19 protein-coding genes are annotated in these 19,150 nt (G+C 58.2%); 13 read left to right on the top strand and 6 right to left on the bottom strand.

Annotated features, from left to right (window positions below; all coding sequences use genetic code 11):
- The first annotated feature begins 123 nt into the window (after positions 1-123).
- From bamA to ACR0AG_RS09980, 7 genes are all read left to right on the top strand, one after another.
- Entirely contained in the window at positions 124-2,484 is a 2,361-nt protein-coding gene (gene bamA, locus ACR0AG_RS10010) for an outer membrane protein assembly factor BamA (protein ID WP_480838349.1), read from the top strand.
- 6 nt (positions 2,485-2,490) lie between these two features.
- Complete coding sequence (locus ACR0AG_RS10005; RefSeq protein WP_480838347.1) at positions 2,491-3,075, top strand: OmpH/Skp family outer membrane protein; 585 nt, start codon at positions 2,491-2,493, stop codon at positions 3,073-3,075.
- A 70-nt stretch (positions 3,076-3,145) separates the two neighbouring features.
- Positions 3,146-3,619 carry a 3-hydroxyacyl-ACP dehydratase FabZ gene (fabZ, locus tag ACR0AG_RS10000; RefSeq protein WP_480838345.1) on the top strand — a complete coding sequence of 158 codons (474 nt, stop codon included), beginning with the start codon at positions 3,146-3,148 and terminating at the stop codon, positions 3,617-3,619.
- The gene (lpxA, locus tag ACR0AG_RS09995; RefSeq protein ID WP_480838343.1) at positions 3,616-4,401 is read left to right on the top strand and encodes an acyl-ACP--UDP-N-acetylglucosamine O-acyltransferase; all 786 of its coding nucleotides are present in this window, start codon (positions 3,616-3,618) and stop codon (positions 4,399-4,401) included. The genes fabZ and lpxA overlap by 4 nt, the downstream gene beginning before the upstream one ends.
- A 4-nt stretch (positions 4,402-4,405) precedes the next feature.
- Positions 4,406-5,200 carry an LpxI family protein gene (locus tag ACR0AG_RS09990; RefSeq protein ID WP_480838341.1) on the top strand — a complete coding sequence of 265 codons (795 nt, stop codon included), beginning with the start codon at positions 4,406-4,408 and terminating at the stop codon, positions 5,198-5,200.
- Positions 5,200-6,357 carry a lipid-A-disaccharide synthase gene (gene lpxB / locus ACR0AG_RS09985; protein ID WP_480838339.1) on the top strand — a complete coding sequence of 386 codons (1,158 nt, stop codon included), beginning with the start codon at positions 5,200-5,202 and terminating at the stop codon, positions 6,355-6,357. Before ACR0AG_RS09990 ends, lpxB begins: the two co-directional genes overlap by 1 nt.
- On the top strand, positions 6,357-6,938 hold the full coding sequence (locus ACR0AG_RS09980) for a hypothetical protein (protein ID WP_480838337.1): 582 nt from the start codon (positions 6,357-6,359) through the stop codon (positions 6,936-6,938). The genes lpxB and ACR0AG_RS09980 overlap by 1 nt, the downstream gene beginning before the upstream one ends.
- Here the strand turns inward: ACR0AG_RS09980 and mnmA are convergent.
- Positions 6,935-8,080, bottom strand: coding sequence for a tRNA 2-thiouridine(34) synthase MnmA (gene mnmA / locus ACR0AG_RS09975; protein WP_480838335.1), 1,146 nt, complete (start codon positions 8,078-8,080; stop codon positions 6,935-6,937). The genes ACR0AG_RS09980 and mnmA overlap by 4 nt on opposite strands.
- A gap of 129 nt (positions 8,081-8,209) precedes the next feature.
- Here mnmA and sciP point away from each other — a divergent pair, with 129 nt between their 5' ends.
- The 5 genes from sciP to ACR0AG_RS09950 all read left to right on the top strand — a co-directional run bounded on the left by sciP (position 8,210) and on the right by ACR0AG_RS09950 (position 14,001).
- Positions 8,210-8,503 carry a CtrA inhibitor SciP gene (sciP, locus tag ACR0AG_RS09970; protein WP_480838333.1) on the top strand — a complete coding sequence of 98 codons (294 nt, stop codon included), beginning with the start codon at positions 8,210-8,212 and terminating at the stop codon, positions 8,501-8,503.
- An 85-nt stretch (positions 8,504-8,588) separates the two neighbouring features.
- Positions 8,589-9,305 (top strand): response regulator transcription factor CtrA, encoded by a 717-nt coding sequence (gene ctrA, locus ACR0AG_RS09965; protein ID WP_170713479.1) that lies wholly within the window; start codon positions 8,589-8,591, stop codon positions 9,303-9,305.
- A 122-nt stretch (positions 9,306-9,427) separates the two neighbouring features.
- The gene (gene ligA, locus ACR0AG_RS09960) at positions 9,428-11,680 is read left to right on the top strand and encodes an NAD-dependent DNA ligase LigA (RefSeq protein WP_480838331.1); all 2,253 of its coding nucleotides are present in this window, start codon (positions 9,428-9,430) and stop codon (positions 11,678-11,680) included.
- The gene (gene recG, locus ACR0AG_RS09955) at positions 11,677-13,767 is read left to right on the top strand and encodes an ATP-dependent DNA helicase RecG (protein WP_480838329.1); all 2,091 of its coding nucleotides are present in this window, start codon (positions 11,677-11,679) and stop codon (positions 13,765-13,767) included. The genes ligA and recG overlap by 4 nt, the downstream gene beginning before the upstream one ends.
- 111 nt (positions 13,768-13,878) lie before the next feature.
- Positions 13,879-14,001, top strand: coding sequence for a hypothetical protein (locus ACR0AG_RS09950; RefSeq protein ID WP_480838327.1), 123 nt, complete (start codon positions 13,879-13,881; stop codon positions 13,999-14,001).
- Positions 14,002-14,188: 187 nt separating this feature from the next.
- Here ACR0AG_RS09950 and ACR0AG_RS09945 read toward each other — a convergent pair whose 3' ends face one another.
- Together ACR0AG_RS09945 and ACR0AG_RS09940 are read right to left on the bottom strand one after the other, a co-directional pair.
- Positions 14,189-14,827, bottom strand: a complete 639-nt coding sequence (locus tag ACR0AG_RS09945) for a MarC family protein (RefSeq protein ID WP_480838325.1) — start codon at positions 14,825-14,827, stop codon at positions 14,189-14,191.
- Between the two features lie 59 nt (positions 14,828-14,886).
- On the bottom strand, positions 14,887-15,339 hold the full coding sequence (locus tag ACR0AG_RS09940) for an iron-sulfur cluster assembly scaffold protein (RefSeq protein ID WP_480838323.1): 453 nt from the start codon (positions 15,337-15,339) through the stop codon (positions 14,887-14,889).
- A 48-nt stretch (positions 15,340-15,387) separates the two neighbouring features.
- On the opposite strand from ACR0AG_RS09940, the gene hisI reads away from it, so the two are divergent.
- Positions 15,388-15,777, top strand: a complete 390-nt coding sequence (gene hisI, locus ACR0AG_RS09935; protein WP_480838321.1) for a phosphoribosyl-AMP cyclohydrolase — start codon at positions 15,388-15,390, stop codon at positions 15,775-15,777.
- 54 nt (positions 15,778-15,831) lie between these two features.
- Here the strand turns inward: hisI and gluQRS are convergent, their stop codons facing one another.
- The 3 genes from gluQRS to ACR0AG_RS09920 all read right to left on the bottom strand — a co-directional run bounded on the left by gluQRS (position 15,832) and on the right by ACR0AG_RS09920 (position 19,117).
- A complete protein-coding gene (gene gluQRS, locus ACR0AG_RS09930; protein ID WP_480838319.1) occupies positions 15,832-16,677 on the bottom strand; it encodes a tRNA glutamyl-Q(34) synthetase GluQRS in 846 nt (281 codons plus the stop codon).
- Between the two features lie 51 nt (positions 16,678-16,728).
- Positions 16,729-18,069 (bottom strand): methylenetetrahydrofolate--tRNA-(uracil(54)-C(5))-methyltransferase (FADH(2)-oxidizing) TrmFO, encoded by a 1,341-nt coding sequence (gene trmFO / locus ACR0AG_RS09925; RefSeq protein WP_480838317.1) that lies wholly within the window; start codon positions 18,067-18,069, stop codon positions 16,729-16,731.
- Positions 18,070-18,331: 262 nt separating this feature from the next.
- Complete coding sequence (locus ACR0AG_RS09920; RefSeq protein WP_480838315.1) at positions 18,332-19,117, bottom strand: enoyl-CoA hydratase; 786 nt, start codon at positions 19,115-19,117, stop codon at positions 18,332-18,334.
- Positions 19,118-19,150: the final 33 nt, after the last annotated feature.

The raw sequence follows: 19,150 nt of genomic DNA, 5'->3' as shown, positions 1-19,150 counted from the left end.
GAAAATCAGCTAAGTTGAATTGTGAACGGCCCAATGGGCCGTTTTTGCTGTTTGGTCTTTTGACAAGGCCACTCAATCCCGCTACTCAGCATTTAAAGTCTTAAAATCTGGGTAGTGAAAATAATGTCTAACAGCAGAGGCAAGGGCACATTCTGCGGCTCAGGTCGGCCGCAATCCAATATCTTGTGGCAAACTCTAGCGATATTTTTTCTGTTTGCAGCAATAGGTTTTACCGCTGCGCCGCGTGTTGCGCAGGCACAAACTTATACTATCAATTCCTTCGAAGTTGAAGGAAACCGTCGGATTGAGACATCGACAATCATCGCCCGCACGGGAATCGCGCCGGGGCAGACGGTGTCAGCCGGTCAGTTGAATGACGCTTTTCAGCGTTTGCTTGACAGTGGTGTTTTTGAAACAGTTGAACTGACACCACGTGGAAGCACACTGCTGATCGAGGTTCAGGAATACCCGACAATCAACCAGATCAGCATCGAAGGGAATCGCCGCGTCAAAGACGATGTGCTGTTCGACGTTATTTCTTCCGAAACCCGCCGTGTGTATACACCGCAAGTGGCCGAAGCCGATGCCGACCTGATCGCCGAGGTCTACACCGCGCAGGGCCGAGTGTCGGCAACTGTCATCCCGCGCATCATCCGCCGCAGCGACAACCGCGTTGATCTGGTGTTCGAGATCGCCGAGGGCACCACGATCGAAGTTGAGCGTGTCAGCTTTGTTGGGAACCGCGCCTATTCCGATCGCCGTTTGCGTCGTGTGCTGGAAACCAAGCAGGCCAATATCCTGCGCACCTTCCTGCGCGGAGACACGTTCATTGCTGACCGGATCGAATTCGACAAGCAGGTCATTCGCGATTTCTACCTGTCGCGCGGCTATGTCGATTTCCGCGTCAACAGCACTAATATCGAATTCACGCGGGAACGTGATGCCTTCTTCTTGGTGATGAATATCACCGAGGGGCAGAAATTCTCGTTCGGCAAGATCACCACGGTCAGTGAAATCCCCGGAGTGGATGCCGCGAAATATCAGGATGCTCTCAAGATCAGACCCGGTGTAACCTATTCGCCTTTGCTGATCGAAAATTCGATCGCGCGGCAGGAGCGGTTGGGTCTGAAAGAAGGCGTTGATTTCCTGCGCGTTGAACCGCGGGTTACGCGCAACGACCGCGACCTGACGCTGGATGTCGAATTTGTGCTGACCAAAGGTCCTCGGATTTTTGTTGAGAGGATCGATATCGAAGGCAACACCACCACGCTGGACCGCGTGATCCGTCGCCAGTTTGACACGGTCGAAGGCGACCCCTTCAACCCGCGCGAAATCCGTCAGAGCGCTGAACGCATCCGCGCACTTGGTTTCTTTGCGGTGGCTGACGTTGAAACCCGTGAGGGCTCGACACCCAGTCAGGTGATCGTTGATGTCGATGTCGAAGAACAGCCCACCGGTTCGCTGAGCCTTGGCGGCAGCTACTCGGTTTCCGATGGTTTCGGTATCGCAATCGGCCTGAACGAAGCGAACTTCTTGGGCCGTGGTCAGAACCTCGGGATCACTCTTTCGACCGCACAGGATTCCGAACAGTACACGATCAACTTCACTGAACCCTATCTTCTGGGTCGCAAATTGCGCTTTGATCTGGGTCTTGGATTGGCCTCGACCAATTCGAGCTTTGCAAGCTACGACACCAGCACTGTTTTCTTCCGACCTCAGCTGACCTATGCGATTGGCGAGCTGTCATCGCTGCGCCTGCGCTATGGCTGGGATCGCAGCGAGATGACCCAGCAGAGCAACGAAGTAAACGGCGCGGTGATCGCATCCGAGATCGATCAGGGCAAGCGCACGTCCAGCGCGTTGGGTGTGTCTTACGTCTATGACAGCCGCATCGGTGGTCTGAACCCGACCGCAGGTGTTTTGCTTGAAGTGGGCGTTGATGCTGCGGGTCTTGGGGGCGACAACGAGTTCTTCAAGACCACCGCACGCGCCATCGCGCAGCAGCGTGTTCTGAACGAAGAGGTTGTTCTGCGCGCCACGCTCGAACTTGGAGCCTTGAACTGGACCGGCAACGATTTCAGCCGCACCCTGGACCGCTTTGTGCTGGGCCCGAATACGTTCCGCGGCTTCGAACCGGCGGGTATTGGCCCGCGTGACCTGTCAAATGGGCAGGATGATGCGATTGGCGGTAACTACTACTGGGTGGCCCGGTTTGAATCGGATTTCCCGCTGGGCCTGCCCGAGGAACTGGGCCTGCGCGGCGGCGTGTTCTATGACGTCGGCAACCTCTATAACATCGACAATGTGAACACCGCGGGTGCCGATATCGTTGGCGCAGACGGTTCGATCCGGCACGTCATCGGTGTGTCGGTGCTATGGACCACGCCATTCGGACCTCTGCGTTTCAACTTTTCGCAGCCTCTGAAGAAAGAGGATTTCGACAGAGAGCAGAACTTTGACCTGACCATTCAGGCGCAGTTCTGATCCGCGATGCGATGCGTTCCTAACGTCATCATTCAGGGCCCTTTGCGGGCCCTGTGTGTTTTCCTGGCTTTGACTTTTGCCAGTGCGGTGTCCGCTCAGCAATTGGGGGTTCCCCAATCCGGCGTGCTGACAATCTCAAGCGACCGGCTATTTTCCGAATCCGCCTTTGGGCAGCGTATTTTTCGTGAAATCGAAGCCGAAAGCGAAGTTCTGGGTGCCGAGAACGAACGCATCGTGGCCGAGCTGAGCGCCGAAGAAAAAGATCTGACCGAAAAACGCGCCGAGCTCACCCCGGAAGAGTTTCGCCCCCTGGCCGAAGCTTTTGACGACAAGGTTCAGACCCATCGCGAAAGCCAGCGCGCCAAGTTGGATGCGCTTGCTCGCCGCAGTGAAGAGGCGCGTTCGACCTTTGCCCGCCTTGCCGAACCGGTTCTGATTGATCTGCTGCGGGAAACCGGCGCGTCAATGATAATCGAACGATCCAGTGTTTTCCTAAGCGCAGATGCCTCGGATATAACCGATGCAGCCATCGCTCGGATCAATACGGCCATCGGCGACGGATCGACGATCGAAAGCCAACAGAGCGAATAGCTTGCTTGCCCTTGCGTAGCTGTGTTGCTACCACGCGTGAACAGGACAGCCAGAACAGGACGACGACCACATGACTACGGAAACCAAGAGCGCCGACATTCAGCTCATTCAGCGGATATTGCCGCACCGCTATCCGTTTCTGCTGGTAGATAAGGTTGTCGATATCAATGGCTATCAATCGGCCATCGGGATCAAGAACGTGACCATGAATGAACCGCATTTCCAGGGTCACTTCCCCGGAACGCCGATCATGCCTGGTGTTACCATCGTCGAGGCCATGGCGCAGACTGCGGGCGTCATGCTTGGTGTCGGCATGGATGTGATCGACAGCGAGTTGCTGATCTATTTCATGAATATCGACAAGTGCAAATTCCGCCGCAAGGTTGTCCCGGGCGACGTGCTTGAAATGAACGTGGAAACCGTGCGCGGCAAAAAGGGCGGCAAAATCTTCAAGTTCAGCGGGCGCGCCACGGTAGATGGCGAAGTGGCCGCCGAAGCCGAATTCTCGGCCTATGTAGACTGGGATATGGAAAAAACGACATGAGTGGTATTCACCCAAGCGCGATCATTGAACCCGGCGCGCAAATCGGTGAGGGCTGCTCTATCGGTCCGTTTTGTTATATTGGGCCGCAGGTCAAACTTGGCGACCGGGTCGAGCTCAAATCACATGTAGTGGTGACCGGGGACACTTCGGTAGGGGAAGACACGGTTATATTCAGCTTTGCCGTTGTAGGTGAGATCCCGCAGGACAAGAAGTTCGGCGGTGAAAACACGCGGCTTGAGATCGGCAAACGCAACCGCATTCGCGAGCATGTGACCATCAACACCGGCACCGATGGCGGCGGTGGCGTGACGCGGATGGGCGATGACTGTCTGCTGATGGCCGGGGTCCACGTGGCCCATGACGTTCAGATCGGGGATCGGGTGATCATGGTGAACCATGCGGGCGCGGCCGGGCATTGCATCATCGAAGATGATGTGATCGTCGGCGGCATCTCGGGTTTGCACCAGTTTGTGCGCGTCGGGCGCGGTGCCATCATTGGCGCGCTGACGATGGTGCCGAAAGATGTCATTCCCTACGGCTTGGTTCAGGCGCCGCGCGGCGAGCTGGACGGCCTCAACCTTGTGGGCCTCAAACGGCGTGGCGTGTCGAGAGAAGACATCTCGGCCTTGCGTGCGGCGTTCCGCGAATTGACCGAGGGCGAGGGGACGTTCAAGGACCGTGCCGCCCGCGTCGGTGACACTGCCGACAGCGAATATGTGCGCCGGATCGTGGATTTCGTGACCGGTGACACAGACCGCTCGTTCCTGACGCCCGAGAAATAGACCCATGCTGGCATTGATTGCAGGGACAGGGGCATTGCCGGGGCAAGTCGTCGCGAAACTGGCGGAGCGCCCGTTGGTCTGCGCCATGGAAGGTTTCGCGCCTGACAGTGTCACCGCCGATATCACCTTTCCCTTAGAGCAGTTAGGCAGTTTCCTGGCCGAGCTGAAAACCCGCGGTGTGACAGAGGTGTGCATGGCAGGCGCCGTGCGTCGCCCCAAGGTCGACCCTGCGCGCATCGATGCGGCGACGATGCCCTTGGTGCCGATCATTCAACAGGCGATGATGTCTGGCGATGATGGTGCGTTGCGGGCGGTCATCGGCATCTTTGAAAACGCTGGCCTGACAATCCGCGCCGCGCATGAGATCGCACCTGATCTGCTGCCTCCGCTGGGATGTCTGACCGAAGCCCAACCGTCAGACGCTGATCAGAACGATGCCGACCGCGCCGCCGGTGTTCTGCGCGCCATGGGTGCGGCGGATATCGGGCAGGCCTGCGTCGTGTCGCGCCGTCAGGTGCTGGCAGTAGAAGGGATCTTCGGCACCGCATGGATGCTGCAATCCCTGACCCAAAGGCCGGATGCAGGCGGTGGTATTCTGTTCAAAGGGCCAAAGCCCGATCAGGACCTGCGGGTCGATATGCCTGCAATTGGACCCGAGACAATCGCGGATGCGGTGGCGGCGGGGCTGTCCGGTCTGGTGATCGAAAAGGGCGGTGTCATCGTTTTGGACCGGGAACAGGTGGTGGCGGAATGCAACCGGCTGGGTCTGTTCCTGCTGGTGCGCGAGCGCGCGGTCTGATGCGCGTCTTTCTGGTGGCCGGAGAACCTTCGGGCGACCGGCTGGGCGGCGCGCTTATGGAAGGCCTGCGCGAACTAGTGCCGGATGTCACCTTTGACGGCGTCGGCGGGCCGTTGATGCAAGCGCAGAGTATGACCAGCCTTTTTCCCATGTCCGAACTCAGCGTTATGGGCTTGGTCGAGGTACTGCCGAAATTCTTCCACCTCAAGCGTAGGATAGCAGAAACCGCGCAGGCCGTGCTGGACACAAAGCCAGACGTCCTGATCACGATTGACAGCCCGGATTTTTCGCTGCGGGTGGCAAAACTGGTCAAGGCGCAGACGAATATCCGAACTGTGCATTACGTAGCCCCCAGTGTCTGGGCCTGGCGGCCGGGCAGGGCAGACAAGATGGCGAAGGTCATCGACCATGTGCTGGCGCTTTTGCCATTTGAGCCCCCGTATATGGAGCAGGCCGGGATGGAATGCGATTTCGTCGGCCATCCGGTTGTGAATGAACCCGTCGCCACAGATCAGGACATTGCCGCGTTTCGCGCCAGCTTTGATCTGGGCGACGCGCCAATCGTTCTGGCATTACCCGGATCGCGCAAGGGTGAGGTTGATCGCCTCGCGCCAATTTTTGGGCGGGCGTTGGAGCTGTTTCTCAAAGACCGCCCCGCGCATCGTGTCGTGGTGCCAACCGTGGCGCATATGGTGGACACCGTCTCGGCGCACGTTCAGACCTGGCCCGGTACACCGGTCGTGGTTGATCCGCGTGATCTGCCATCGGATCAGGAGCAGGCGCAAAAGCGGGCCGCATTTGCCGCGGCAGACCTCGCGCTGGCCGCATCCGGCACGGTCTCGCTTGAATTGGCCGCGCAGGCCACGCCCATGGTCATTGCCTATAACCTGAACTGGCTGACTACGCAGATCGCAAGGCGCATGGTCAATCTGGAAACCGTAACGCTGGTCAATCTGGTCTCGGAAACCCGCGCCGTGCCGGAATGCTTGCTGGATGAATGTCAGCCCAATGCGATCGCCGCTGCGCTGCAAGGGGTGTCCAACGCGCCTGACACGCAGCAAAAGGCCATGACCCTGACGATGGACCGTCTGGGACGCGGCGGAGAGGCCCCCGGATTGCGTGCCGCGCGCGCCGTCCTGCAGCGCATGAAACACTGATGCTGGATCTGGTGATCTTCGCCGCCTCGGCTTTTATGGCTCAGGTCCTGACCAATCTTGATAACCTGGCGGCTCTGATTGCGCTGATGATGGTGTCCGGTCCGCGCCGCACCGTGATCGGGTTCTTGCTGGCTCAGATACTGGTGATTTCGGCAGCGTTTGTTGTGGCGCTGGGTGTGGATGACGTGGTGCCGCATTGGGCGGGATATCTTGGCGTCATTCCCTTGGGTCTTGGCCTCATTGGCGTTTACCGCCAATTCCGAAAGACCGGTGGCGAGAGTGCACCGAAAATACCGCCCAAAGCGTCGATTATCGTCACCGTGATGTTATTTTTCAGCCTGTCTATGGACACTTTTGCTGTACTGGCCCCGTTGCTGGCAGACTCTGCGCCACACTACCGGGTGGCCGGAGTTGCCGGAGCCATCATGGCCGCCCTGGCGTTGACTGCGCTCGGGTTGTTAAGCGCCCGAACACCGATCATGACCGGAGGTTTGGCGCGCAGGCTGGAAACCCTTGTGCCTTACGTGATGATCTGCGCCGGGCTGTATATCCTCAGCAACTCGTGGACGGACGCGATCTAGCAGCCGCGCCAGATCCAGCCGCCGCCATAAATCCGGCTGCTGTCGCTATCGTAAAACACGCAGGCCTGACCCGGAGATATCCCTTCCTCGGGCGTCAACAGTTCAACCTCGGCCGTGGTTTCCGACAAAGGGCGGATGATCGCCTCACGCGGGGGGCGGGTCGAGCGGACTTTGACCGACACCTGCCATTCCTTACGAGAGGTAAAGGGTTCGTCGCCCAGCCAGTTGATCTCACGCACGGGAACGATCCGGGTCGCCAGCATCTCTTTCGGGCCGACGACGACCTGTTTCTTGTCCACGTCCAGCTTCACAACATAGAGCGGTTCGCTCAACCCGCCGATGCCCAAGCCACGGCGCTGACCGATCGTATAGTGGATCACGCCCTCATGGCGTCCCAACACCCGACCGTCCGCGTGAACGATCTCACCCGGATCCGCAGCGCCGGGACGGAGTTTTTCGATCACGCTGGCATAATCGCCGTTCGGCACAAAGCATATATCCTGACTGTCGGGCTTATCCGCCACGGCCAGCCCGTATTTGGCCGCCATCTCGCGGGTTGCGTCCTTTGACGGTAAGTGGCCCAGAGGGAAGCGCAGAAAGTCCAACTGCTCGGGCGTGGTCGAGAACAGGAAATAGGACTGATCTCGGTTGGCATCTTCGGCGCTGTGCAATTCTGGGCCGTTTGGCCCCATCTTGCGCTGGATGTAATGACCGGTCGCCATGCAATCGGCCTCAAGGTCCTTTGCGGTTTCCAGCAGGTCCTTGAACTTCACCCTCTCATTGCAGCGGATGCACGGCACAGGGGTCGCACCGGCCAGATAGCTGTCGGCGAACTCGTCGATCACTGCGTCCTTGAAGATGTTTTCGTAATCCAGAACGTAATGCGGAAAGCCGCGCTCTTCTGCCACTCGCCGTGCGTCATGAATGTCGATGCCTGCACAACACGCACCCTTCTTGGCCAAGGCCGCTCCGTGGTCATACAGCTGAAGCGTCACACCGACCACGTCATATCCCTGATCCGCCAGATAGGCGGCAACCACCGAACTGTCGACGCCGCCGGACATGGCAACGACCACCCGCGTTTCCGAGGGCGGTTTTGCAAATCCAAGCGAATTGAGCGGGGTCTCGACAGCAAGTGCCATGGCGATTCCAGTCAGGGTTAAGAAAGACCGGCAGAATATAGGAAAATTCTACACACTCTCAAGGGGCCGTTTCACCCGCTTTTAATTAGGATGGGGCCAGCCTTTCCTGAACAAGCAATGAGGCACGACATGTACTTACACAAAGTGGAAGGACCAAGATCGGTAACCCTGCCGGACGGGTCGATTCTGACCCGGGCAGATTTACCACCGGAAGACACTTGCAGGTGGGTGGCATCTAGAAAGGCATTGGTGGTTCGGGGGGTTCTTTACGGCCTGATTTCCTTGTCCGAGGCAAAAAAGCGTTATGGCATCAGCGATGAAGAGTTCAACGGCTGGGTTTCGGCCGTAGCTGAACACGGTGTCGAGGCTTTGAAAGCAACTGCTCTAAAAAAATATCGACAACTTAAAGTAGAAAGTGAATAAATGATTCAACGGTAACTTCAAGTTAACCAATTTTATTCAGGCTCAGATCAGTTGAAGAATTTGACCTAAAAATCGGAGCAGTAGAATGCGCATACTTCTAGTCGAGGATGATCCAACAACGTCCAAAAGCATCGAATTGATGCTGACCCATGCCAACCTGAACGTTTATGCAACGGATCTCGGCGAAGAAGGCATCGATCTGGCCAAGCTGTATGACTATGACCTGATCCTGTTGGACCTGAATCTGCCGGATATGAACGGCCATGAAGTCCTGCGCCAATTGCGCATAGCCCGGGTGGAAACACCGATCCTGATCCTTTCCGGTGCGGATGATACTGAAAGCAAGATCAAGGGCTTTGGTTTCGGGGCGGACGATTATCTGACCAAGCCGTTTCACCGCGAAGAACTGGTGGCCCGTATTCACGCCATCATCCGGCGCTCCAAGGGGCATTCCCAATCCGTCATCCACACAGGACGCGTCGCCGTTAACCTTGATGCCAAAACGGTCGAGGTCGAAGGCAAAACCGTGCATCTGACTGGTAAGGAATACCAGATGCTTGAACTGTTGAGCCTGCGCAAGGGCACGACATTGACCAAAGAGATGTTCTTGAACCATCTCTACGGCGGTATGGATGAGCCTGAACTGAAGATCATCGATGTGTTCATCTGCAAGCTGCGCAAAAAGCTGAGCAATGCAACGGGCGGTGAAAACTATATCGAGACGGTTTGGGGGCGCGGATATGTTCTGCGCGATCCACAGGCCAACAGCGTGGACGAACAACGGATCGCCGTCGGCGCCTGACCTCACACCCCGCGACCGTTTTGGGTTCAGGACGGCGCATTTCCTCACTCACGGTACAACACTGGACCTGGCTCTGGCCTCGCCCTATCACTTGGACATAAGAATCCAGACGGGGCGAGGCCATGAGCGATACAATTCCGGCAAATGATCTGACCGAAGAGCAGGCGCGCCTTGAATTGGAGCGTCTGGCCTCTGCGCTTGCGCGTGCAAATCAGCTTTATCACGGCGATGACGCGCCAGAGATTTCCGATGCCGACTATGACGCGCTGAAACGTCGCAACGCCGATATCGAAGCGAGATTCCCGAATCTAAAGCGCGCAGACAGCCCAACGGAACAAATCGGCAGCCGACCGTCCGAGGGGTTCACCAAGGTCTCTCACGCCGTCCGGATGATGTCATTGGGCAATGCGTTCGACGATGCGGAAGTTGTGGATTTCGACCGCTCGATTCGCAAATATCTGGGCCTGAGCGACGCTGAACCGCTGTCGTACACGGCTGAACCCAAGATTGACGGCCTGTCCCTGTCGCTGCGCTATGAAAACGGGGTTTTGGTGCAGGCAGCAACCCGTGGCGACGGCTCGGTCGGAGAAAACGTGACAGACAATGCGCGCACGGTTCAGGACATTCCACAGCGTCTTGAAAACGCGCCGCAGGTTCTTGAGGTCCGGGGTGAGATTTACATGTCGCACGCCGATTTCGATGCGCTCAACGCCCGCCAGGCCGAAATCGGTGGCAAGACCTTTGCCAACCCTCGCAACGCCGCAGCGGGATCTTTGCGGCAATTGGACTCGTCGATCACGCGCGCGCGACCGCTCAGGTTCTTTGCCTATGCCTGGGGCGAGCTGTCCGAGCCGCTGGCCGCGACGCAAATCGGCGCGATTGATCGGTTGCACGCGTTTGGTTTTCAAACCAATACGCTGACCCAACTTTGTGCCAATACGGATGAGGTTCTGGCGCATTACAAGGACATCGAAGCGCAGCGGGCCACTCTGGGTTACGACATCGATGGAGTTGTCTATAAGGTCAACGATCTCGATCTGCAGGCCCGTTTGGGCTTTCGCTCGACCACGCCGCGATGGGCGATTGCGCATAAATTCCCGGCCGAGCTTGCCTGGACCCGATTGGAGGGGATCGACATTCAGGTCGGGCGCACCGGTGCGCTCAGCCCTGTGGCGCGGCTGCACCCGGTGACGGTTGGCGGCGTAGTGGTGTCGAACGCGACCCTGCACAACGAAGACTATATTGCCGGGCGCGACGCCAAGGGTGCCACCATCCGCGATGGCAAGGACATCCGCGTTGGCGATTGGGTGCAGGTCTACCGCGCCGGTGATGTGATCCCCAAGGTTGCCGATGTTGACCTGTCAAAGCGCCCCGTCAATTCGGAACGTTATGAATTCCCCACTCTCTGCCCGGAATGCGGCAGCGCTGCGGTACGGGAGGAAGGGGATGCCGTGCGCCGATGCACCGGTGGGTTGATCTGCCCGGCGCAGGCTATTGAAAAGCTGAAACATTTCGTCTCGCGCAAGGCCTTTGATATCGAGGGGTTGGGCGCCAAGCAGATCGAGATGTTTCATGGTGATGACGTGTTGCCCATCAACACTCCGGCAGACATTTTCACCCTGCAAGATCGCGATGCTGGCAATCTGGCGCGGCTGAAGAACCGCGATGGTTGGGGGGAGACCTCGGCAGGCAATCTGTTTGCGGCAATCGACGAAAAACGCACCATTGAGTTTCCACGCCTGCTGTTCGCCCTCGGCATCCGCCACGTGGGCGAGGTCGGCGCCCGCGATCTTGCGCTGTATTATCGTGATTGGGAGGCGATGGCACAGGCCATCGACACCGCGCGACCTGCTGCCCTGGCCCAACGTCAGGCGGACGAGGCGGAAACTGCCGAGCGTGAACGTGCCGAAACGGAAAATCGCCGCGCACGGGTGAAAGAGGCCCGCGACAAGGCCATCGCCAACTGCGCCGTCACCGAGGCTGCGGCCAGCGCCTGGGCGGACCTGATCGGTATTGATGGTATCGGCGCGACGCTCGGCCTGTCGCTGTCGGACGCCTTTGCCAATACGGATGAGCGCAAGGCCTTTGACGATCTGCGCCAACATCTAACGATCCTACCGCCCGAGGCACCATCTTCCGACAGCCCGGTGGCGGGCAAAACAGTCGTGTTCACTGGCACGCTTGAAAAGATGACCCGGGCCGAGGCCAAAGCCCGGGCCGAGGCGCTCGGTGCCAAGGTTTCGGGCTCGGTCAGCACGAAAACGGACCTTTTGGTGGCGGGGCCAGGGGCAGGTTCAAAGGCGAAAAAGGCGGCGGATCTGGGGATTGAAACGCTGGATGAAGATGGCTGGCTGCAGCTGATCGGCGACGCATGAGCGGTCGCCCTGAAATCCTGTTCCCCCTGTTTGCGGGGCTTGAAACACTGGATGGTGTCGGGCCAAAGACCGCGCAGTTGCTCGGCCAGCTCGATGTGGACTCCCCTCGGGATCTGCTCTTTTCGCTGCCTTATGCGGTGGTCGACAGACGCCGCAGGGACACCATCCAAGGCGTAGATTTTCCGACAACTCTGACGGTCGAGGTCACGGTTGGGGGCCATCGGCCCCCGCGAAACCGGGGTGGGGCTTATCGGATATATGTCGAAGACACGCAGACGGACTTCCAACTCGTGTTCTTTCACGCGCGTGGGGACTATCTGAAGAAAATTCTGCCCGAAGGGGCCAAACGCATTGTGTCCGGGAAAATTGAGCTGTTCGACGGGATGGCTCAGATGGTGCATCCCGACCATGTGGTTCCACCAAACGAGGCGAGTTCTTTGCCCGAGTTTGAGCCCGTCTATCATCTGACCCAGGGTGTGACGCAAAAGACGGCGTACAAAGCCGCCCAAAGCGCGTTGGCACGGGTTCCGGCGTTGGCCGAATGGATCGATCCGACTCAGGTCGACCGGCAGACCTGGTCCGATTGGGCAACCGCGATGCAGGCAGCGCACCACCCGCAAGGCGCCGATGACGTGGCCCCATTTGCCCCGGCGCGGGAACGGCTGGCCTATGATGAGTTGTTGGCTCATCAGTTGACCCTGGCTTTGGCACGGCAGCGTGAGAAAAAGGCCCGCGGATTGGTCAGCATCGGCACTGGGTCGCTGCAATCCAAGGTTCTGCAATCCCTGCCGTATCGTCCAACCGATGCCCAGACCCGCGCGATTGACGAAATCGCGGGAGATATGGCCTCGGACGCGCGGATGAACCGATTGCTGCAAGGCGATGTCGGGGCGGGAAAGACACTGGTTGCATTCATTGCGCTGCTGATCGCCGTCGAGGCGGGCGGGCAGGGCGTCATGATGGCCCCGACCGAAATCCTGGCACGCCAGCATCTTGAGGGGTTACAGCCGCTGGCTGAAGACGCCGGTGTTGTGCTGGAAATCCTGACCGGTCGCGACAAGGGCGCTGAGCGCAAAGCCAAGCTGGCCGCGCTGGCGCGTGGAGACATTCACATTCTGGTGGGCACCCATGCGGTGTTTCAGGGCGACGTTGTGTTCCAGAACCTGCGCCTTGCCATCGTCGATGAACAACACCGGTTTGGCGTGCGCCAGCGCATGGAATTATCGGAAAAAGGCAAAGGCGCCGACGTTCTAGTCATGACCGCCACACCGATCCCGCGCAGCCTGGCCCTGGCGCAATATGGCGACATGGATGTGTCTGTTTTGGACGAAAAACCGCCGGGCCGGAAACCGATCAAAACAGCCGTCATCAGCACGCAGCGGATGGATGAAGTTGTCGAGCATCTGCGCGACGCGATCCGCGAAGGCAGGCAATGCTATTGGGTTTGCCCTTTGGTGGACGAATCCGAAGTGTCCGATCTGACCGCGGCGGAGGAAAGGTTCAAACGGCTGCGGGCCGTTTTGGGGGACCAGACGGTTGGCTTGGTGCATGGGCAAATGCCGCCAGCGGACAAAGACGCCGCAATGCAGGATTTTCAAACCGGCCAGACCAAAGTGCTGGTGGCCACAACTGTGATCGAAGTTGGAGTCAACGTACCCAACGCGACGATCATGGTGATCGAACGGGCTGAGACGTTTGGCCTTGCGCAGTTGCACCAGTTGCGCGGACGCGTTGGACGGGGTGAGGCTGCATCGACCTGTTTGTTGATGTACCAACCGCCGCTCAGCGAAGGTGGGCGTAAGCGCCTTGAGGTCCTGCGCGAGACCGAGGACGGGTTCCGCATCGCCGAGACCGATTTGCAGATGCGCGGGGCAGGGGATTTGATCGGGACGGCGCAGTCAGGGCTGCCCAGATTCAGGATCGCCGATCTGGAACGCCAGGCCGGTCTGATGGCTGTCGCGCAAACCGATGCACGGGCGCTGTTGAACGGTGATCCTGATCTCAGCTCGGATCGGGGCAAAGCGGCGCGTGTTCTTTTGTGGCTGATGAAACAGGATCAGGCGATCCGTTTGATTTCAGTGGGTTAGCGAAAAAGTTCCGGTTCGTTCGCAAATGTTCTCAAAAAGTTCTTTACTGACTCGGAAAAATATGAGAACAAAAAGTCAACAAATGATTAAACCCCGAACAGAGGTGAGACCATGCTGACCCAGATCAAAACCGCGATTAGCCGTTCACAAGCAACGTTGCTGCAAGACGCAGCAGGCGCGGTTTCGCTGGTGGTCATGCTGGTGGTTGCCCTTCACCTGCCCATGGGGTTCTAAGCCATTCTGCCTGCGATCTCGTGCCGATTAACCCGCGTTTGTCATCCCCATCTCAGTCAAGGGTGACCTGCCTGTCCCATACCCTTTGACGGGGCCTGCCTCGGCCCCGCGCGGTTATCCGGACCCCAACACGAGACACGCAATACCTGCCGCCGCCCTTTCCGCCCGGAAGGAGCGGCGGTTTTTTTTACAGCTGACCGGTTCGCATGATTTCCAGGATCGCAGAAAGGACCGAATTCACAGCAACCGAGGCCAGGATCATGCCCATCACCCGGCTGATGATCGCAGCGCCTGAATGGCCGATCAGGCGAATGATCGGCTCGGCCAACAGCATCAGCACGCAGGCAATGGCAATGACAGACAGCATGACCAACGCGGTAATCCCCTGATCGGCGACGCTGTAGCGATGGTTATCGGTCAGAACAACAATCGCCAGCATCGCACCGGGTGAGGCCAAGGATGGCACAGCCAGCGGAAAGATCGCCGGGTTGGTCTGGTGCAGCTTGTCTTCCACATCTTCTTCGGCCTGGCGCTGTTCCATATCCTGTTTGCTTTCGCCAAAGATCATAGTCAGAGCAAAGAGGAACAGGATAATGCCGCCGGCCACTTGGAACGAGTTCAGCCCGATATCAAGCGCCTCAATCACCAGCTGCCCGCAGAGCAGGAAGAACAGCAATATTCCGGCGCTGACCAACGCGGCCAGAACGGCGGTCTTGCGACGCGCAGCAACAGAAGCGCTGGCAGTGACGGCGATGAATACGGGAATTGTGCCGATCGGATCGATCACGACCCAAAGGGTGACAAAATGTTCAAGAAGATTGTTCACACCAAACCCCCGGTCGAAATTACCGCGAGGCTATACGGGTTTGCACCCAAAGGCCATGGTTAGGCGCAGTCGGCCTGCTCAGCCTGTTTCAATGCCTCGACGGTCGCGTCCAGCGCCAACAGGATCGACGCATGGCGGTTCTTGTAGTCGCGGGCAGGCATCAGAACTTCGAGCCCGTCAAACGGCGCATCGGGCGCAGGACCGTCTTTTTTCAACATGGCAGCCAGCTGATCACGTGCGGTTTCAACCTGGGCGCGGGTCGTACCGATGATGGCACTACCAACGACAGAAGCCGAAGCTTGCCCTAAGGCACAGGCCTTCACGTCCTGGCCATATTCGGCGATATGCCCATCTCTAAGCTTGATGTCCACAGTCACGGTCGAGCCGCACAGGGGCGCGCGTTTCTTGACGGTCGCATCAGGGCTGTCCAGCCGATCGAGATGCGGGATATCCGCGGCCAATGCCAGAATACGGCCTGAGTAGAGTTTTATCAGATCGGTTTCGCCGGACATGGGTTTCCCTCGTTGACTGTTCCTCATACATAGTGGCCAGCCCTTTAGATGCAAAAGGTTTTTACCATGTCGCAGCCCGTCGCGTTCGATCCATCAAGTTTGAAATACAATGAGGCCGGGTTGATCCCCGCCATCGCGCAGGCTGATGAGACCGGCGAGGTATTGATGATGGCCTGGATGAATGCCGAGGCCGTAGCACGCACGCTTGAAACGCGGCATGTCACCTACTGGTCGCGATCGCGTCAGTCATTCTGGATCAAGGGCGAAACCTCGGGCCATGTGCAGGAGCTGGTTGATCTGCGCGTCGATTGTGATCGCGATTGCCTGTTGGTGGTCGTGCGTCAGCAGGGTCCCGCGTGCCACACCAACCGTCGGAGTTGCTTTTACACGGCGGTGCGCGAGGGCGAAGAGGTCGAGCTGATGTCACCGATGGCCTGAGTGGCGCAAGCGCCATGCCGTCGGCGAGAATATTTTTGAAAAGATGAAAGTGAATCAGAGCCCGACCAGAGCGCGAACGTCCTGTGGGCTAAGGCCGTCGGCCCGGTATTTGGCAATCGCGCGGGCATCGTCCCGTTTCGCAAGGCGCTTGCCCTGATCATCCCGGATCAAAGGATGGTGGTGATAGGTTGGGACCGGCAAATTCAACAGGCATTGCAGTACCACATGTATCTGAGTTGCTTCGAACAAGTCTTCACCCCGGACCACATGTGTGATGTTCTGATCCGCATCATCCACCACCACCGAAAGGTGATAGGAGCTTCCCATATTCCGGCGCACCAGAATGATGTCACCGACCGTTTGCAACAAAGCATCCGGGTCGAGCGTATACAAATCGGCAAAACCGGGGCCAGTTTCCGAGAAGGTCCTGATGTCGATCAGCGCAAGGGCCTTTTCAAGGCTCAGCCGCAAGACATCCGTCGGGGCGGCATCCTGCATCAAACGGTCCCGACAAGTGCCCGGATAAATCCGTCCGTCCGGCCCAAACTGAGGGATGCCTTCTTGCGGGGCTCCGGCAGCTGCCTCAATATCCGCGCGGTTACAGTTGCAGGGGTACACAAGGTCTTTTGAGATGAGCATATTCAGCGCTTGGCGGTAACGCGGCAGGCGTTCAGACTGACGCATGACAGGAACCGGCCAGGAAAGACCAAGCCACTTGAGGTCGTCAAAGATCTGCGCCTCCCAATGCGGGCGGGCGCGGGATAGGTCGATATCCTCGATCCTCAGCAGAAACGCGCCACCCTGCGCCTTGGCCATATCCGTGGCCAGACACGCCGAATAGGCGTGCCCCAGATGCAATGGGCCGGTTGGGGAAGGGGCAAATCGGGTTCGGAAAATCACGCTGTTTCTATACCATGCAGATCAGAGTACGTGTCCAGACCCAAAAGAGGATCAAGATTGTGCGACCCAGTCGCTCCAGGCAGTTTTGGCGCGGTCTGTATAGGCTTTGTACCTGTCCTTGCGTCCGCGCCGACCGCCTTTAAGACCGTCAACCGGGCGGAACAGGCCGAAATTGACGTTCATCGGCTGGAACGTCTTCGCCTCGGCCCCGCCTGTGATGTGGTGGATCAGGGCTCCCATCGCGCTGTCTTGTGGAACAGGGGGCAGGGTGTGGCCCAGAATCTCGGCTGCTGCAAGACGGCCTGCGAGCAAACCCATCGCCGCGCTTTCGACATAGCCTTCGACCCCGGTGATCTGACCGGCAAACCGAATGTTCGGGCGCGATTTCAGCCGCATCTGATCGTCGAGAAGGGTCGGCGAATTCAGGAATGTATTACGGTGAATACCGCCCAACCGCGCAAAGCTGGCGTTTTCCAGACCGGGGATCATCCGAAAGACGTCGGTCTGTGCCCCATATTTCATCTTGGTCTGAAAACCGACGATGTTGAACAGGGTCCCCAAAGCGTTGTCCCGCCGCAGTTGAACAACGGCATGGGGTTTTTCGTCTGGCGCATGTGGGTTGGTCAGGCCGACCGGCTTCATCGGTCCATGGCGCAGGGTTTCGCGCCCGCGTTCGGCCATCACTTCGATCGGCAGGCAGCCGTCGAAATAGCCCGCCGTTTCGCCCTCGTGAAATTCGGTCTTGTCCGCGGCCAGAAGCGCGTCGATGAACGCCTCATATTGGTCGCGGGTCATCGGGCAGTTCAGATAAGCGGTGCGTTCCTCTTCGGTCTCGCCCTTGTCATAACGCGACTGCATCCAGGCCTGGCTCATATCGATGCTTTCGGCATAGACGATGGGGGCAATGGCATCGAAGAAAGCCAAAGCCTCGGAGCCGGTTTCGGCCTGAATCGCAGCACCCAAGTCCGGAGAGGTCAGTGGCCCGGTGGCAAAGATCCAATTGCCCTCGTCGGGCAGGGCGGTGACCTCTTCATCGGTGACAGAAATCCTGGGGTGTGCGCGCAGCTTTGCGGTGACGGTTTCGGCGAACGGATCCCGGTCGACTGCCAAAGCTCCACCAGCGGGCAGGCGGTGGGCATCTGCGGTGGTCATGATCAGACCGTTGGCTGCACGCATTTCCCAATGCAACAGGCCAACAGCGTTCTGTTCGTCATCATCCGAGCGGAAAGAGTTGGAACAGACCATCTCGGCCAGATTTCCGGTTTGATGGGCGAAGGTGCCGACCGATGGGCGCATTTCGTGAATCATCACGTCGACGCCCATTTCTGCCGCCTGCCATGCCGCTTCGGACCCGGCCATGCCGCCGCCCACAATATGCAATGTCTGTGTCATGGGCTGCCACATAGGGCACAACGCGCAGCATAGCAACGCGTTTGAAGCGTTCGGTTTTTCTGCCAGATTTAGGGGTAGTCTTGGGGTCGCCGCTGCGGGAATGTCGACGCCGGTGAGAGAAACCAGCTTGGAGGGACCTTCCGCCCACGGCGACCCAAAAGGATCTTATTGGCCTTAGCCTCGTCCCACCTTTGCCACAGTGTTGCCCCTTTGAAAAGTGCAAAAATACGAACAGTGATCAAAAATTACTAAAATTCTTGCATTATTGATGCCAATCCGGCGGCCGTTTTTCGATAAACGCAGAAATGCCTTCTTCTGTGTCGCGATGCAGCATATTCTGTACCATTACTTCGGCGGTGTAGTCATAGGCCTGATCGACGGGCATCTGAAGCTGTTGATAAAACGCCTCTTTTCCGATTTTCACGGCCGATCCGAGTTTGCTTTCCAGCTGTTTTGCAAGTGCATTGGTTTCGTGCTCAAGCAGCATTTCCGGTACCACGCGGTTTATCAAACCCAGCTCTGCCGCACGCTCGGCCGAGATGAACTCGCCCGTGGTCAACATCTCGAACGCTAGTTTTCTGGGAATGTTCCGGCTGAGCGCCACCATGGGGGTTGAACAGAACAGCCCGATATTGACCCCATTTACACCAAAACGAGTGCCTTCAGCGGCAACGGCCATATCGCAGGTTGCCACCAACTGGCACCCGGCTGCCGTGGCGATGCCGTGCGCTTGGGCGATCACCGGCTGCGGCAGTTTCTGTATCGACAGCATCATTTTGGCGCATCGCTGAAACAGGTCGTGAAAATACGCCTTGCCGCCATCTTCGGATTGCCGCCCCTGTGTCATCTGTTTCAGGTCATGGCCCGCACAAAACGCTTTGCCCGCTCCGGCAAGAATAACCACACGGATCGTGCTGTCTTTGCTAAGGGCATCGAATTCCTGCTGCAGGGCAGCCAACATCTCGTCGCTGAGGGCATTCAAGCGATCCGGTGAATTCAAGGTCAGGCGCGCAGTGGCACCGGTGTCGTTACGTTCTAAAATTGCCATCTTGCCCTCCGGTAGACTGTTGGCCAACTGTAG

The sequence above is a fragment of the Ruegeria sp. H6 genome (assembly GCF_056532975.1).
This window is presented reverse-complemented; position numbering and strand designations above follow the sequence as displayed.

Bases quoted from the DNA above. Each gene is read 5' to 3' on its own strand.
- sciP (WP_480838333.1), top strand. From the start codon at position 8,210: ATGTACTTACACAAAGTGGAAGGACCAAGATCGGTAACCCTGCCGGAC.
- lpxA (WP_480838343.1), top strand. From the start codon at position 3,616: ATGAGTGGTATTCACCCAAGCGCGATCATTGAACCCGGCGCGCAAATC.
- recG (WP_480838329.1), top strand. From the start codon at position 11,677: ATGAGCGGTCGCCCTGAAATCCTGTTCCCCCTGTTTGCGGGGCTTGAA.
- fabZ (WP_480838345.1), top strand. From the start codon at position 3,146: ATGACTACGGAAACCAAGAGCGCCGACATTCAGCTCATTCAGCGGATA.
- ACR0AG_RS09950 (WP_480838327.1), top strand. From the start codon at position 13,879: ATGCTGACCCAGATCAAAACCGCGATTAGCCGTTCACAAGCAACGTTG.
- trmFO (WP_480838317.1), bottom strand. From the start codon at position 18,069: ATGACACAGACATTGCATATTGTGGGCGGCGGCATGGCCGGGTCCGAA.
- ACR0AG_RS09920 (WP_480838315.1), bottom strand. From the start codon at position 19,117: ATGGCAATTTTAGAACGTAACGACACCGGTGCCACTGCGCGCCTGACC.
- ctrA (WP_170713479.1), top strand. From the start codon at position 8,589: ATGCGCATACTTCTAGTCGAGGATGATCCAACAACGTCCAAAAGCATC.
- ACR0AG_RS09980 (WP_480838337.1), top strand. From the start codon at position 6,357: ATGCTGGATCTGGTGATCTTCGCCGCCTCGGCTTTTATGGCTCAGGTC.
- ACR0AG_RS09940 (WP_480838323.1), bottom strand. From the start codon at position 15,339: ATGTCCGGCGAAACCGATCTGATAAAACTCTACTCAGGCCGTATTCTG.
- hisI (WP_480838321.1), top strand. From the start codon at position 15,388: ATGCAAAAGGTTTTTACCATGTCGCAGCCCGTCGCGTTCGATCCATCA.
- ACR0AG_RS09990 (WP_480838341.1), top strand. From the start codon at position 4,406: ATGCTGGCATTGATTGCAGGGACAGGGGCATTGCCGGGGCAAGTCGTC.
- mnmA (WP_480838335.1), bottom strand. From the start codon at position 8,080: ATGGCACTTGCTGTCGAGACCCCGCTCAATTCGCTTGGATTTGCAAAA.
- ligA (WP_480838331.1), top strand. From the start codon at position 9,428: ATGAGCGATACAATTCCGGCAAATGATCTGACCGAAGAGCAGGCGCGC.
- ACR0AG_RS10005 (WP_480838347.1), top strand. From the start codon at position 2,491: ATGCGATGCGTTCCTAACGTCATCATTCAGGGCCCTTTGCGGGCCCTG.
- lpxB (WP_480838339.1), top strand. From the start codon at position 5,200: ATGCGCGTCTTTCTGGTGGCCGGAGAACCTTCGGGCGACCGGCTGGGC.
- bamA (WP_480838349.1), top strand. From the start codon at position 124: ATGTCTAACAGCAGAGGCAAGGGCACATTCTGCGGCTCAGGTCGGCCG.